Below are 15424 nucleotides of genomic sequence, written 5' to 3' on the forward strand. Positions count from 1 at the left end.
TTAAAGTCAAGTGAGACACTTTGGTTGACTTTAAGTTCTCTAGCCTGTAATATAACCTACAGTCGCTACCCTCTATAAGAAACACGGAACATAAAGGAGGCGTGAATAATTATGAAATACAGAATTCTATTAGATCTAAACGATCAATTATTCACAGCAGTTGATGTTAATGATAGTAATCGCTATGGCAACGGTACAACCATTCAAAGTGCAATTGCTAATTTAAAACAAAAAGCTGCATAATAATTTTATAAATTATCTAGTCGGGATGATATTCATCTCGGCTTTTTTGTTACTCTGGATTATCAACTGCAAAATCACCAAATTCGGCGTCAACGGCTTTAGCCAAGTCATGGGGTTCAACTAGTAAAGATTGACCAACTTTTCCAGCAGAAACAATGATTTTCTCAGCTTCATCAGCCTCTTTGGAAAAGTAGATAGGATAATTATGGAGTGAGCGGATGCCGACAGGACTGTTAGCACCATGTTCAAAACCACTGGTTTTAATCAAGTCTTTAAGAGGAACCATACCGACCTTTTTGTTGCCAGAAATTTTAGCTAATTTTTTGTAACTTAAATGTTTATCCAATGGCAACATACCAACTAATGGACCTGTCTTATTACCTGTTAAAACAAGAGTTTTGTAAATTTTATAGCCGTCACGGCTGCTTTTATCAGTAACTAACTCTTGAGTGTCGCCGTCAGGTTCAGTTTCAAAAGTCATGGGTTCATAATCAACTTTTTTCTTGTCTAAAATCTTTTCTACTAATGTCTTTTGTATTTTTTTCTTTTTACTCATTTTTCGTCACCAATCCCTAAAACTTAACTCTTACTTAGTATATAATAACAAAGCTATCAATTTTTGAAAGTAATCAAGAATGGTTGGCATAAAAATATTGTCTTATTTTAAAGCTATTGTTATATAATTAAGCAACAGGATAAGGAGCGATTAGTATGAGTTTGTTTAAAAAACATCAAGAAGATCCTGCCGAAAATGATTTTAGTAAAATTTCACAAGAAATTAAGAATAGTCCTAAAAAATTATCTGAGGCTCAAAAATTATTTAAAAACAATGAATCCTTACGTAAGAAGGTCGTTGACAAAAAGGAACAATCCCAGAAATAGGATTGTTCTTTTTTATAAATCTCTTTATTAATTAAAATTAATACTTTTCATAAATAAAAACATATGATATTATATTGAAAACGAAGTGAGGTGTAATTATGGGAGTAATCAATAATAATAATCGTTTATTAGAAACAAATGTTTTGTTGGATCGTTTTCTGACGTATCGTGAAGTTTTTACAGAACATTTCAAAACAATGAAAGTGATTGAGAGAGGGGAAGCTTTGCGTTATGAAACGTATTCTCGCTTGGCCGATAATTATATTTCAAATGTCCATCGCTTTGTTAAGTTATGTGAGGACTATATTACGAAATATAACTTGGAAAATAGTCAATTAACTGAGAAGCTTAATGATTATTTGGTAGAGGTGATTGATGCTATAAGTTGTTTGGATACAGAACACAATCTGATCAATCATGCCAAATTAGAGCAGGCTAAACAAAGAATTCATCAGAAAGAAATAGAATTTATGAACGCAATTGGACTTTTAGCAAATTAAGCTGCTAAACGTCTTTTTTTTATGGCCAAATTTTAGTAATCTTATTACTAATGGAGGAAGATTATGATTTGGAAAAAAGTAACAATTGCAATACCAAATGATTTCGACCCTGAAATTGTTTCTGAAATTTTCATGCGTGTTGGTGCTAATGGGACAGAAATGGTTGATGATGAAAATAAAGATATAAAGACAAAGATCAATTCTTATTTTGACGAAGATACTTATGATGAAAAGATCGTTAATGAATTACAACAACAAATTAATAAATTGACGCAATTTGGTTTTAATATCAATGGAGTTGAAGTCTCCGTTAGTGAACTAGATGACAGTAGTTGGCAAAATGAATGGGAAAAGTATTATCATCCAGTTAAGATCAGTCGTTATTTGACGGTTGTTCCTAATTGGGTTGATTACCAGCCAAAGAATTCGGATGAACATATAATCGTTATGGATCCAGGTAAATCCTTCGGAACTGGAACTCATCCGACTACGTATTCTTGTATGCAAGCTCTGGAATTGATTCTAGGTGATGCCCAGTCACTTTATGATGTCGGAACTGGTTCAGGTATTTTATCAATTCAAGCTCGTCAATTGGGTGTAAAAGATATCCAAGCATTTGACCTTGATCCAGTCGCCGTCAAAGCAGCTAAGGAAAACATTAAATTGAATCCTGGATGTGAAGATATTGAAGTCTTTGAGAATTCATTGCTAGATGGTATTGATGGAAAAGTTGATGTGATTGTTGCTAATATGTTGGCTGATGTCATCTTACAATTTGTTCCTCAAATTGATTCGCATTTAAATGATAACGGATTTGTCGTTTTATCTGGTATTATTAATGAAAAAGAAGCGTTAATTACTGAAAAGATGGAAGAACGTGGATTTGTCGTATTAGAAGTTTTCCACCTCAAAGGTTGGTCAACTCTAATTTGTAGAAGAAAAGAGGAATTCGAGGCAGAAGATGGAGCAATACTTCGTTAAAGAAACAATTGGACAAAACAAATTTGTCATTGATGATATAGAAAGCTATAAGCATATTGTAAAAGTTTTGCGTCATAAAGTTGGCGATGTAGTCTACTTAGTAGATGATACTGAAAGTCTCTTTGTAGCGACTATTGAAGAGATTGATAATGACAATTCTAATTTGACGGTAACAGTTAAAAAAGATAATCGTGCTACTACCGAGTTACCGATTGGAGTGACGATCGCCTGTTCATTATCAAAAAAGGATAAAGTCGAATGGATCACTCAGAAAGCAACTGAATTAGGTGCTAAGAAAATTATTTTTTTCAATTCAAAATATTCGATTATGCATTGGAAGCACAATGTCGTTGAGAAGAAGTTAATTCGTCTGCAAGAAATTGCTAAAAATGCTGCTCAACAGTCTAAGAGAAGAATTATTCCAGAAGTAGTTTATCTTGATAAATTAACCGAATTGGTTGATATGAAGGAAGAGACTAACTTAATTGCTTATGAAGAATCTGCTAAGCAAGGGGAAATAAGTCTTTTAGCTCAAACATTACAGAAAGAACCCAGATCAATTATGTGTACTTTTGGCCCTGAAGGTGGTTTTGCCCCTGATGAAGTAGACTTCTTGAATCAACAAGGATTCTTGTCAGTAGGATTAGGACCAAGGATTATGCGAGCAGAAACAGCACCCATGTACTTTCTATCAGTGCTATCATATAAATATGAACTAACAGTAAAATGAGGAAATAGAACGTGAAAAATATTTGGAAAACGATTGAAAAGTCGAAAACGACTTATATCACTTTAATCTCTATTGTTTTAGTTTTTATTATGCCAATTTTGTTTAAACTATTTCATTTAGGCAGAACAAATCGTATTATTTGGCTATTCTTTATCATTAATATTTTGTTTGCTGGCTTTATTGGTTGGTTCTCAAGAAAATATGGATTATCTTTCTATAATTTAGTCATCTTTCCAGTGATTTTTGTTATCAGCGTTTTTGTGAAATATGGAAGATATGGCTATTTCTTAGCTGGAATATATTTAGTATTAAGTATTTTGATATATTTCTTATTCGAAGATGAACGAAAATAGTTCCAAGTTAAATAGTCCACGGTCATACAATTTATGATTGTGGACTATTGTTATATAATGGACTTATAGTAATTTTCAATATTTTGGTAAAACGATTTGTAATTTGACTATAAAATACTCATAATAATATATAAATTAGAAAAGCACTCGTTGAGTGCTTTTTATTGTAGCGGGGTGAATTTAATGAAAAAAAATAAGGATTATACGCCAGAAGAAGTTTTAGATATTTGTCGTGGTTATATGAATGAAGACCATGTTGAGTTTGTTAACAAAGCTTATAATTTTGCGGCCTACGTTCATAAGGAACAAAAACGTGCCACTGGTGAGCCATATATTATTCACCCAACACAAGTCGCTCAAATCTTGGCTTCTTTAAAAATGGACCCTTATACGGTTGCTGCGGGATATCTGCATGATGTTGTTGAAGATACGAATATCACTTTAGGGGATGTTCGTGAATTATTTGGAGATCAAGTAGCTACTATTGTTGATGGCGTAACTAAGATTAGTAAATATAAGTATCATTCACATCAGGAACTTTTAGCTGAGAATCACCGTAAAATGTTATTGGCAACGGCCAAAGATCTACGTGTCATTATGGTTAAGTTAGCTGATCGTTTGCATAATATGAGAACTCTTAAAGCTTTACGTCCTGACAAGCAACGTCGTATTGCTAATGAAACTTTGGAAATCTATGCTCCGTTGGCTGATCGTTTAGGTATTAGTAAGATCAAATGGGAACTAGAAGACCTTTCACTTCATTACATTAATCCACAACAATATTACCGTATTGTTCATTTGATGAATAGTAAACGTGATCAACGTGAAGCTTACATCGCTGAAGCTATTGACTATATTAAGAAAAATGTTGATGCTTTAAATATTAAATATGATATTTACGGTCGTCCCAAGCATATTTATTCTATTTATAAGAAGATGCGTGACAAGCATAAGCAATTTTCTGAATTGTATGATTTGTTAGCTATTCGAATCGTAGTTGAATCGGTAAAGGATTGTTATGCTGTTTTAGGTTCAATTCACTCTAAATGGAAACCAATTCCTGGTCGTTTCAAAGATTATATTGCCGTACCTAAGGCTAATGGTTATCAATCATTGCACACGACGATTATCGGACCTGGTGGTCAACCTCTAGAAGTTCAGATTAGAACCTTTGCTATGCATCAAGTTGCAGAATATGGTGTTGCTGCCCACTGGGCTTATAAGGAAGGTAATTTTGAAGGAGTTCATTTGGATGACGATGAACAAAAAATCGATGTCTTCCGTGAAATTCTTGAATTACAGGAGAATTCAGACAATGCTTCTGACTTTATGAAGTCGGTTAAAGGTGAAATTTTCAATGATCGCGTTTATGTGTTCACACCGGAAGGTGAGGTTATTGAATTACCAAAGGGTGCAGTTACTTTAGATTTTGCTTATCAAGTTCACACTGAGGTTGGGAATCACTCAATTGGTGCTAAAATCAATGGCAGAATGGTACCTTTAAATTATCAATTGAAGAATGGCGATATAGTTGAAATGCTTACTAACTCAAGTTCTTCTCCAAGTCGTGATTGGGTTAATGTTGTCTTCACTTCTCGTGCTAGAAATAAGATCAAACGTTACTTTAGAACAAAGGATCGTGAAGAAAATATTGTCCTAGGTCGCGAACAAATTGAAGAAGAATTAAAGAATCGTTCCTTATCTGGTAAAAAGTATCTTGATAAGAAGCATCTAGAAATCGCTATGAAAATTTTCAACTATACTGAACCTGACGAGTTGTTCAATGCAGTTGGTTATGGTGAACTATCACCAATTAACGTGGTTCACAAACTTTTGAGTGAAGATCCTGAGAAGAAACGTGAAGCTGAAAAGAAGGAACTTGAAGATCAAGTTATTACTGAAACTGATGAAAAGCCTAAACAACCACAAACTGAGAGTCCTAAGCTTCAAAAGGAACGTAATAATGCCAACAACAGTATTTCAGTTCAAGGAATTGATAATTTACTAATTCGTTTGGCAAAATGTTGCAGTCCTATTCCTGGAGACGATATTGTCGGCTACATCACTAAGGGACGTGGTTTAACGATTCATCGTGCTGATTGTCCAAATGTTCAGAGTGAAGAGGCTAAGAGTCGTTTTATTGATGTTAGTTGGGATAATGTCACGAAAGAAAAACGTTATACGGCTGAATTGGATATTTATGCCTTTAATCGCAATGGATTGATCAATGAAGTTTTGCAAGTTATCAATTCAAATACGAATACTTTAAATAATGTTATCGGTCGTCTAGATAAAGAGAAGATGGCAATTGTTCATGTCAGTATCGGTGTTAATAACAAAGAACATTTGGATAATATTATTTCTAAATTGAAGAATATTCAAAATGTTTATGAGATAAAGAGGACGGTAGCTTAGATGAAAGTTGTAATACAACGTGTTTCTGAAGCTAAAGTTACTGTAGATCAAAAAATCCTTGGTCAAATTGATCAGGGATTTTGTTTGTTGGTGGCTTTTGCAGATGAAGATAACGATGAAACAATCAAGTATATGGCGCGTAAGATTGCCAATATGAGGATTTTTTCGGATACAGATGATAAAATGAATTTGTCAATAAAGGATGTTCAAGGGTCAATCTTATCGATTTCACAATTTACTTTGTACGCTGATACCAAGCATGGTAATCGACCAAGTTTTACGGGAGCCGGTAATTTTGAAACATCTAGTAAAAAATATGATCAGTTCAATCAAGCATTAAGAGACTATGATCTAAAAGTTGAAACTGGTGAGTTCGGGGCTGATATGCAAGTATCACTCACAAATGATGGACCAGTAACTATTTTAATGGAGCGATAAAGATGAAAAGTATTGTTTGGGATTTTGATGACACGATTGCTAATAGTTATCCAGGAATTGTATCTGCGACACAGAGATCACTACGAGAAAATTTCGATATTAGTTTGTCAAAAGATACTATCTTTAAGGAATCAAAGAAGACTTCAGTTCGTCAATTTGTAGCTGAATTGTTAAAGGATCAAGAAGATCCTAAACAGGCCGTCGATTTGTTCTATAGTGTCTATCATAGATATGAAAAGGAATATCATGATAAGATTACGTTAATTCCTCATATCAAAAATGTCTTAGAATATTGTGATGAAAAACATTATATGCAGTTTATCGTGACACATCGTGATCAATCTATTTATGATTTAGCAAAGTCATTGGGAATTGAGCACTATTTTAAAGAAATTATTAGTGTTGAAAATGGCTATAAACGTAAGCCTAATCCAGAGATGCTAGAATATCTAATTGAAAAATATGGCCTGTCTAAAGATGATCTTTGGGTAGTTGGTGATCGTGAGATAGATGTTAAATTTGGTAAAGGCGTTGGTGCCCATACCATTTTGCTCAATGATCAAGAAGTTGATTTTGATTATGAGAATCGAGTTAGTGATTTATTAGAGATTGAAAAAATTATTTAAACATGAGGATATATTTTTGGATACTGAATTAGTAAAATTAACGTATGATCAAATTGTGGCATTGCATTTACAAATCGAATCTGGCGATGAGATTGTTTTTAGCGAAAAAAGATTAAAGAGTAACCTGGAATTTTTGAATCAGTTTAAGGATTTGGAACTCTATGCAACGCATTTAATTTGCACAATGATTTGTGATGATATTTTTGAAAAATACAATCAACAGACAGCTTTAGTGGCTTTGGATTTCTTCTTGCGTCAAAATGGACATGAATTAGATTTAGACAATGAATCGGAAAGAAATCAATTGTTGGAATTAATGAAAAAGATTAAAGAAGCTGATCAATTGAAGAAGGATGATTTAGAGGAAATTAGATTAGTATTGAGCAGTTGTATTCATACTAGTACAAATGAATAAATGGTTCTTTTGAAACCAAAATACAGCACCTATTTAGGAAGTATGCACATGGTTATTAAGTTTTGTGCGATACTTCCTAAATAGGGCTGTTCGTCAAATCAAGTTGATGGCGGTTCAAGTTAACAGTTAGACCATAAATGGTCTAGCTGTTTTTTTATTTGGCTGATGAGCTTGCTCGAAGCCAAAACATTTGAATATTTATACGTTCAGTAAAGTTGTTCCAACTACGATATCCATAGGCACTACTTTTTATCTTTTTTATTCTTCCAATGATTCCCTCTAAAAATCCGTTGGAATATTTAAGCTTCAGTGCATTTAATACTTGTTTACGATATTTTCTTAATGATGTCATTGTTTGATCCATAGCGGTATTGAGTGGATGATAATTGAGTAGTATCTGATTCATTGTATCAGTATCGCCTGTTCTAATAGCCTTTAAAATATCTTGATATACTTCGTAGGACTTGGCGAAACCTTCGTCCAAATCTAAACACTTTGTGATTAAATTTAGATCCGTTTCATAATAACCAACACTGTACTGATACTTAGGGTTTATCTTTTCGATGGAATCGAATGATTCCAAGAATTTTTTCCAATCTCTCTTCATGAACAAGTATTCTTTACTTCTTTTAGGCATTCGTTTCATTACCTGTATTCTAGTTGAATTGAGAGAACGATTCATCATCTGAACGATATGAAATCTATCAACAACGACTTTGGCCTTTGGAAACAACTTTGGTACTAAATTAATGTATCCGGCATTTAAATCCAAAGAAATAGTTTTTACCTGTCTTCTGACTTTCAAAGGAAATCGACTGAAGTATTTACTGATTTGATATGAAGTTCTTCTGGGCAAGATATCACCCGTACGATGATTATCGCTATCTAACCAAATAAAGCTCATCTTGTCAGTAGACATAAATTCATCAAATGCCAAGTGCTTAGGAAGATGTTCAGGAAGTGATTTCTTGTGCATCTTGGCTTCTTCATCGATGATACGTTGAACGGTCTTATCGGAGACGTTAAAACGTCTGCCGATATCCTTCAATGATGTATTAAAAGCAGTTTCTGATAAGATCATTTGTCTAACAGGTTGTGCGATTTGACAATATTCCCAAACATAACTAGTTTTGGCTACAAAGATAGAGTTACAAGATTTACATTTATACTTTTGACGTTTCAGACTTATATACGTTGGACGTAATGATAATGATGGAGCGACTATCATATTTTTATTAAATCCATTCTTAACTAAGTGGCCTGCAAGGCCACAGTTAAGACAACGGTCAATCTGTTTAGTTAGCATTGCAAAATAGACTAAGGACTTGATGCCATTAACTAACATAAATTTTGAGTCTTCAGTAAAGATAATATTCTCATCTTTCATTTCAAGAGCGTTTCGTATAGACTTATTACTTAGGGACATCATTCAAATTCCTTTCATTGTGAAGCTGTAGAGGGTAGAACATCTAAAGGTATGGATGGTGTCTTTTTGATGTTCTAAAATAGTTTTATTAATAAATGGTATACAAAAATAGAGTTGATGGCAAAATGCCTATCAACTCTATTTATCGTACAGCCCTAAATAGGTGCTGTTTTGTATTATTAGTACTTTATTTGATAAATACCACAATAAGGCATGCTGGAACTCATATCCATACCTGTCATCCAACGGATAACTTGGCCGTGAGTAACGCAGCCAATACAATCATATTTATCTTTATATTTATCAAGTACGAAACTGACACAATCAATTATCTCTGATCCAGTTTCATAGTCAAAATCAGACAAGTGAAAGTAATAGTTCTACATGTGTAGGAATGGTGGGATGTTGTTTAACTATTTCCAAGGCCGTTTCCATCGTTCGAGTATAGGGAGAAGTCTGTTTATGAATGACGAATCAAATAAACTTTCATAAAAATTACTCCTTACTCTTCAGCTAATTTTTTATACTGTTGACGATATTTTTTCCATTCGGGTTTATCCATGAGAAAAGTTTTACCAGTATCTAGATTTCGAACATTGAGTACATAAGAGAAAGCATAAAGATCCAGTAGGGAAGCAATTAAGAATAAAATACCAACTCCTCGAATCATCAATGTAGCCAAACCAATAAATAGTTCAATATATTGTCGCTTGTTGTAGGTTCTAAATAGTTTAGGCAACTTGCCATCTTGGTCGTATAGTTCAGCAATAGTTTTTTTGGTTAATAAATTTTTAAAATTACGCATATAAAAGATCCCCTCAGTAATTCATTAAAGGTATTATAACAAAATTAATATTATATTAAATAAATTACTTGTAATTTATTTCGTAAATTCCGCAGAAAGGAGTCATGCGGTCGCCTGTATATTGAGTCATCACGCCACCATGAGTAACACAACCGATGCAAGAATACTTATCTTTATAGCAATCGAAAACAGAGTTGACTCGTTGCATAACTTCTTCACGTGTTTCAAAGTCCAAATCTGATTTGTGAGTACCATCCAAATAATCCTTATAGGCCAGAGCTAGTTGCTCCTCGGTAACGTCCATTTTACCAGATTTGTCAGGACGCCATTCGTGCAGCAACAGTTCAACTTGATTGGGAATCTGATGATATTTTAAAATTTCCTGTGCTGTCTGCATTGTGCGAGTGTAGGGGGAGATTAATAACATTTGTATTTCATTAAAAGCGGGATTTTGAGCGGCCTTGTCAGCAATTTTGATACCGTTTGGTGTTAATCTGGTTAAATCACGTGCTAATCCAGTGTAACCTACGGCATCAACTTGAGAAAAATCTGGTTCCGAATGACGAATTAAATATATTTTCATTTTTAGTATCTTCTTTAGTGTTTTCTTTTACTATACCAAAAAAACTCTCTCAATCAGTAATTAGATTGAAAGAGCTTTCTTTTTAATTATTTAAAATATTCTTTTAAACCATTTGTGACATCTTGAGCCACTTGTTCACGATATTTATCAGAATTGATGTACTTATAGTCGCTGGTTGAATTGATATAGCCTAATTCGATTAGAATTGAAGGTTGACTATTGTAATGTAAAACATATAAGTCCTTTTGTGCAGTACCACGGCTACCGATAGATAGACCCTTTAATTGACTATTGATATCATCAGCTAATTTACCATCTTTGTTACGATTATAGTAATAAGTTGTGACACCAGAACCAGAATTAGCTTCAGCACTGGAATCAAAATGCAAACTGATAAAGGCATCAGCTTGAATCTTGCTAGAGAGACGAGCACGTTCCCCGAGTGATTTACTACTATCACCAGAACGAGTCATAACAACACGAGCGCCAGTCTTTTCAAGCTGTTGTTTGATGGCTTTGGCATATTTGAGAGTAAAGTTCTTTTCAAATGTGTCTTTCCTTGATTCAGCACCGGAGTCGTTACCACCGTGACCAGGGTCTAAGATGATTGTAGCCTCAGAAATGTTTGTGGCGGCTGACTTAACAGCACTCTTAGTTCCCGAAATAGTTACGACCCAACTATCAACATAACCAACAGTACCATCAGAATCACGGACTTTGTACCATTTACCATCTTTACTTAGGTAATCAAATTTTTTACCCACTTTGACGGATTTAACAACTCGTCCGTTTTGATTTGGCTCAATTCTAACTTTAGTATTAGGTTGTGTGACAGTTACTGTCTTAATATCATTATCAGAAGTATTTGAGGATCCAGAAGTTTTTTGAGTTCCCTGGATGAAGTTAGATTTAACCCAACCGGCAGTACCGTTATACAAGATCTGTGTCCAATCTTGTTCTTGATACATGATAGTAACTTTCTCTGATTGTTCAATCGTTCCAAGAACGTCACTATTAGCGTCAGCATTTTTGAAAACAGTTGTGTTCGGTACTTTGACAATGCCCACTTTATTAGTGGCTGAACTTACTTCGGTATTATCAATTAGCCAGCTGGCAATCCAGCCGATTTTATCCCCGGATAATCTTACTTGATACCATTTGTTTTTCTCAGCTAGAATAGCTAGTTTGTCACCTTTTTTAACTTGACCCATATTAGCATAGGCGAGTCCGGGTCCAACACGGACATTAACTGAGTCTGACTGAACCACGACCGAATTGGCACTAGCTAGAGCAACTGTTGACCAACTCGATAAGGCAAGTAATAACAAAATAGCAACAAGAATCCGGTTTTTAATGAATAATTTAATTATTTTTTTCATTTAACTGATTCCTTTGTAGTCTAATTTACCGATACTACTATATGTATATATTACTGAAAAAAGCGCTAACTTGAAAGATACAATGTGAATTTTTTGGAAAAACTTGGTAGAAGGGGGAATATTTTTTCACATATTCCCAATAAATTCCAAATCTGCCTTGACTTTAAAGGTTATTTCGGATAGTTTATAAATATATTCGAAATCAGATAATTACCTTACAGAGAATCTGGCTGCTGAGAACAGATAGTAATTGATTGCGTGACGGTTTTAATCGTTTGGCAGGCGTTAACTGCAGCAAAAATACTAGGTGGTACCGTGCAAAAGAGCACCCTTGTCTGAATTAGACAGGGGTGTTTTTTTATTAAGGAGGATTTTATGCGTTATCAAAAACCAAAAGGGACAATGGACATTTTGCCTGGAGAATCAGAAAAATGGCAATATGTAGAATCCGTTGCTCAAGATACCTTTAATAAGTATCGTTTTTCTGAAATCAGAACACCAATCTTTGAATCATACGAAGTTTTTGAACGTTCATCAGGTAATACATCTGATATTGTTTCAAAAGAAATGTATGATTTTAAAGATAAAGGTAATAGACATATTGCTTTGAGACCTGAGGGAACAGCCGGCGTTGTCCGTGCTTATGTTGAAAACAAGTTATATGGACCAGAACATATCAAGCCTTATAAAGTTTGGTACAAGGGCCCAATGTTCAGATATGAGCGTCCACAATCTGGTCGCCAACGTCAATTCCATCAAATTGGAGTTGAAGCTTTTGGTTCAGATTCTCCTGAATTAGATGCTGAAATTATTACTGTAGGTCTAGAATTCTTGAATCGTTTGGGAATCAAGAATTTGAAGGTGGCTTTGAACTCACTAGGAGATCCAGAGTCACGCGCAGCTTATCATAAAGCTTTAGTCGACTACTTCACACCATTCAAAGATCAATTGAGTGATGACTCAAAGGTTCGCTTGGAAAAGAATCCATTACGTATTCTTGATAGTAAAGATGCAGAGGACAAAAAAATTGTTGCTAATGCACCATCTATCTTGGATTATTTGAATGATGCTTCTAAGGAACGCTTTGAATATCTACAATCATTGTTAGATGATCTTGATGTAAATTATGAAATTGATCCAACAATGGTTCGTGGACTTGATTATTATAACCACACTATTTTTGAATTTATGGTAACTGATCCTGCATTCGACAATAAGGAAATCACTGTTTTAGCTGGTGGCCGTTACAATGGCCTTGTTGAAGAACTTGGTGGACCAGAGACACCAGGTATCGGATTTGGACTTGGTGTGGAACGATTAATGTTGTTGCTTAAAGATGAAGATATTCCAAGTCAAAACGCTTTGGATGTTTACTTAGTAACAATTGGAGACAAAGCTGAACGTGCTTCAGTGAAGATTCTTTCTAACTTGCGTAAAGCAGGTTTTGTTGCAGATAAAGATTATCTACAAAGAAAAATCAAAGCTCAATTCAAGACAGCCAATAATTTGAATGCTAAATACACTGTAACTATTGGTGATACAGAGTTAGAGAATGATACAGCTAATGTTAAAAACATGGCAACTGGCGAACAAGTCAGTGTATCGTTAGAAAACTTAGCCGAAGAATTGAAAAAAGTCGAGGGATAAACATGGAAGAAAGAACAGATTATTGTGGCAACATTACTGAAAAGTATGTTGGTCAAAAAGTTTCTTTAGACGGTTGGGTTCAACGTCGTCGTGATTTAGGTGGATTGGTTTTCGTCGACCTACGAGATTATAAAGGAATTGTTCAATTAGTATTTAATACTGATCATCAAGATGTACTTGATGTAGCCGAAACATTGAGATCAGAATATGTTATCAATGTTATCGGTACAGTTAGACTTCGTGGCGAAGGTGCTACAAATGATGAAATGACAACTGGTAAAGTTGAAGTTGTTGTTGAAAAGGTTGAGATTCTTAACAAATCATTGACACCACCATTTGAAATCAAAGATGATATTGATTCATCTGAAGAAACTAAATTAAAGTATCGTTATCTTGATTTACGTCGACCTGAAATGCAAAAGGCAATCAGAACTCGTGCTCAAATTAAGCATTCAGTTAATGAATATCTATATGACAATGGTTTTATTGACATTGAAACGCCAAACCTAACACCATCAACACCAGAAGGTGCTCGTGATTATCTTGTTCCTTCACGTGTTTATCCTGGTCGTTTCTTTGCACTTCCACAATCACCACAATTATTCAAACAATTGTTGATGGTCGGTGGCTTTGATCGTTATTTCCAATTGGCTCACTGTTTCCGTGATGAAGACCTTCGTGGCGATCGTCAACCAGAATTTACACAAATTGATATTGAAACTTCATTCATGAACAAGAAAGAAATTCAAACAGTTACCGAAGGACTTATTGCTCGTGTTATGAAAGATGAAAAGGGTATTGAAGTTAAAACTCCATTCCCAAGAATCGACTGGGACGATGCTATGGATCGTTATGGTTCAGATAAGCCAGATGTTCGTTTTGGTATGGAATTACAAAACTTGAATGATGTTTTGAAGGATACTGAATTCAAAGTCTTCAAGAATACCATTGATAATGGTGGTCAAGTTAAAGCTATTGTTGTTAAGAATGCTGCTGACAAATATTCACGTAAAAATATCGAAAGCTATCAAGAATATATCAAACGTTTTGGTGCCAAAGGACTTGCATGGTTCAAATACAATGATGATGATATGACAGGTGGCGTATCTAAGTTTATCAAGGATCACAAAGACGCTCTTGTTGATCGCTTAGGCCTTGAAAACAATGACTTAGTACTATTTGTCGCCGACAAGAAAAAAGTTGTTGCTGACGCCTTAGGTTACTTGAGAAAGGCAATTGCTAAAGAACAACATTTGTATGATCCAAATGAATTTGCCTTTATCTGGGTTGTTAATTGGCCATTGTTTGAATATGATGAAGGAATAAAACGTTGGACTGCCGCTCACCATCCATTTACAATGCCAAATGAAGAAGATGTTCACTATCTAAATGATGGTGAGGATCCTCATAAAGCTTATGCTCAAAGTTATGATATTGTTTTGAATGGTTATGAACTTGGTGGTGGATCAATTCGTATCCACGATTACAAGATTCAAGAGAAGATGCTTAAAGCATTGAATTTCACTAAAGAAAAAGCCTATGAACAATTTGGCTTCCTACTAGATGCTTTACAATATGGTTGTCCTCCACATGGTGGTTTGGCTATTGGTTTGGATCGATTCGCTATGCTTCTTTCAGGCAAGGATAATATCAGAGATGTTATTGCCTTCCCTAAGAACTCAAATGCTACAGAACCAATGACACATGCTCCACTTGAAGTTGCAAAACAACAATTGGATGATTTAGGAATTGAAGTAAGTAAAAAAGACTAGAGAGCAGGGCAAGAAGTTACCCTTGCATAGCTTGTTTCCACAATTAAAATAGAACAGTGTTTCTTTCAAAAAGAAAGAACGTCAAAATAACCGTGATAATGATCAATTTAGACCATTATTACGGTTGTTTGTTTTGATATAAAAATATTTTCTAAAGTATTTTTATATCTAGATATTTGATTGCAATATAATAGTTTATTGTTGTAAACTTAGAACAATATTAGAAAAT

The 15424-nt window shown here is 34.4% G+C and carries 17 protein-coding genes; 12 read left to right on the forward strand and 5 right to left on the reverse strand.

Annotated elements, in window-relative coordinates; all coding sequences use genetic code 11:
• Positions 1–111 precede the first annotated feature (111 nt).
• On the forward strand, positions 112–243 hold the full coding sequence (locus tag ACI6PB_RS06140) for a hypothetical protein (protein ID WP_264372395.1): 132 nt from the start codon (positions 112–114) through the stop codon (positions 241–243).
• A 49-nt stretch (positions 244–292) separates the two neighbouring features.
• Here ACI6PB_RS06140 and ACI6PB_RS06145 read toward each other — a convergent pair whose 3' ends face one another.
• Complete coding sequence (locus ACI6PB_RS06145) at positions 293–799, reverse strand: aminoacyl-tRNA deacylase (protein ID WP_404327941.1); 507 nt, start codon at positions 797–799, stop codon at positions 293–295.
• 155 nt (positions 800–954) lie between these two features.
• Between ACI6PB_RS06145 and ACI6PB_RS06150 the strand changes: the two genes are divergently transcribed.
• From ACI6PB_RS06150 to ACI6PB_RS06190, 9 genes are all read left to right on the forward strand, one after another.
• Positions 955–1125, forward strand: a complete 171-nt coding sequence (locus ACI6PB_RS06150; RefSeq protein ID WP_170206966.1) for a hypothetical protein — start codon at positions 955–957, stop codon at positions 1123–1125.
• Positions 1126–1223: 98 nt separating this feature from the next.
• A complete protein-coding gene (locus ACI6PB_RS06155; RefSeq protein WP_025086094.1) occupies positions 1224–1625 on the forward strand; it encodes a hypothetical protein in 402 nt (133 codons plus the stop codon).
• A gap of 63 nt (positions 1626–1688) precedes the next feature.
• Positions 1689–2606 (forward strand): 50S ribosomal protein L11 methyltransferase, encoded by a 918-nt coding sequence (prmA, locus tag ACI6PB_RS06160; protein WP_025086095.1) that lies wholly within the window; start codon positions 1689–1691, stop codon positions 2604–2606.
• Positions 2587–3336, forward strand: a complete 750-nt coding sequence (locus ACI6PB_RS06165; RefSeq protein WP_025086096.1) for a 16S rRNA (uracil(1498)-N(3))-methyltransferase — start codon at positions 2587–2589, stop codon at positions 3334–3336. The genes prmA and ACI6PB_RS06165 overlap by 20 nt, the downstream gene beginning before the upstream one ends.
• Before the next feature lie 11 nt (positions 3337–3347).
• Positions 3348–3689 (forward strand): hypothetical protein, encoded by a 342-nt coding sequence (locus ACI6PB_RS06170; RefSeq protein WP_025086097.1) that lies wholly within the window; start codon positions 3348–3350, stop codon positions 3687–3689.
• 183 nt (positions 3690–3872) lie between these two features.
• Positions 3873–6104, forward strand: a complete 2232-nt coding sequence (locus ACI6PB_RS06175; protein WP_056955935.1) for a bifunctional (p)ppGpp synthetase/guanosine-3',5'-bis(diphosphate) 3'-pyrophosphohydrolase — start codon at positions 3873–3875, stop codon at positions 6102–6104.
• Positions 6105–6542 (forward strand): D-aminoacyl-tRNA deacylase, encoded by a 438-nt coding sequence (dtd, locus tag ACI6PB_RS06180; protein ID WP_404280337.1) that lies wholly within the window; start codon positions 6105–6107, stop codon positions 6540–6542.
• A gap of 2 nt (positions 6543–6544) precedes the next feature.
• Positions 6545–7168, forward strand: coding sequence for an HAD-IA family hydrolase (locus tag ACI6PB_RS06185; RefSeq protein WP_025086099.1), 624 nt, complete (start codon positions 6545–6547; stop codon positions 7166–7168).
• A 16-nt stretch (positions 7169–7184) separates the two neighbouring features.
• The gene (locus tag ACI6PB_RS06190; protein ID WP_025086100.1) at positions 7185–7583 is read left to right on the forward strand and encodes a hypothetical protein; all 399 of its coding nucleotides are present in this window, start codon (positions 7185–7187) and stop codon (positions 7581–7583) included.
• A gap of 154 nt (positions 7584–7737) precedes the next feature.
• Here ACI6PB_RS06190 and ACI6PB_RS06195 read toward each other — a convergent pair whose 3' ends face one another.
• The 4 genes from ACI6PB_RS06195 to ACI6PB_RS06210 form a co-directional block, all read right to left on the reverse strand.
• The gene (locus tag ACI6PB_RS06195; RefSeq protein WP_227005137.1) at positions 7738–8970 is read right to left on the reverse strand and encodes an ISL3 family transposase; all 1233 of its coding nucleotides are present in this window, start codon (positions 8968–8970) and stop codon (positions 7738–7740) included.
• A gap of 541 nt (positions 8971–9511) precedes the next feature.
• Positions 9512–9814 carry a hypothetical protein gene (locus ACI6PB_RS06200; RefSeq protein ID WP_056955964.1) on the reverse strand — a complete coding sequence of 101 codons (303 nt, stop codon included), beginning with the start codon at positions 9812–9814 and terminating at the stop codon, positions 9512–9514.
• A 64-nt stretch (positions 9815–9878) separates the two neighbouring features.
• Positions 9879–10397 (reverse strand): histidine phosphatase family protein, encoded by a 519-nt coding sequence (locus ACI6PB_RS06205; RefSeq protein ID WP_025086121.1) that lies wholly within the window; start codon positions 10395–10397, stop codon positions 9879–9881.
• Between the two features lie 86 nt (positions 10398–10483).
• A complete protein-coding gene (locus ACI6PB_RS06210) occupies positions 10484–11776 on the reverse strand; it encodes an N-acetylmuramoyl-L-alanine amidase (protein ID WP_404327942.1) in 1293 nt (430 codons plus the stop codon).
• A 375-nt stretch (positions 11777–12151) separates the two neighbouring features.
• Between ACI6PB_RS06210 and hisS the strand changes: the two genes are divergently transcribed.
• Both hisS and aspS read left to right on the forward strand, forming a co-directional pair.
• Positions 12152–13423 (forward strand): histidine--tRNA ligase, encoded by a 1272-nt coding sequence (gene hisS / locus ACI6PB_RS06215; RefSeq protein WP_404327943.1) that lies wholly within the window; start codon positions 12152–12154, stop codon positions 13421–13423.
• 2 nt (positions 13424–13425) lie between these two features.
• Positions 13426–15195, forward strand: coding sequence for an aspartate--tRNA ligase (gene aspS / locus ACI6PB_RS06220; RefSeq protein ID WP_025086124.1), 1770 nt, complete (start codon positions 13426–13428; stop codon positions 15193–15195).
• Positions 15196–15424: the final 229 nt, after the last annotated feature.

This window comes from Companilactobacillus paralimentarius (genome assembly GCF_963227125.1).
Lineage (GTDB): Bacteria > Bacillota > Bacilli > Lactobacillales > Lactobacillaceae > Companilactobacillus > Companilactobacillus paralimentarius.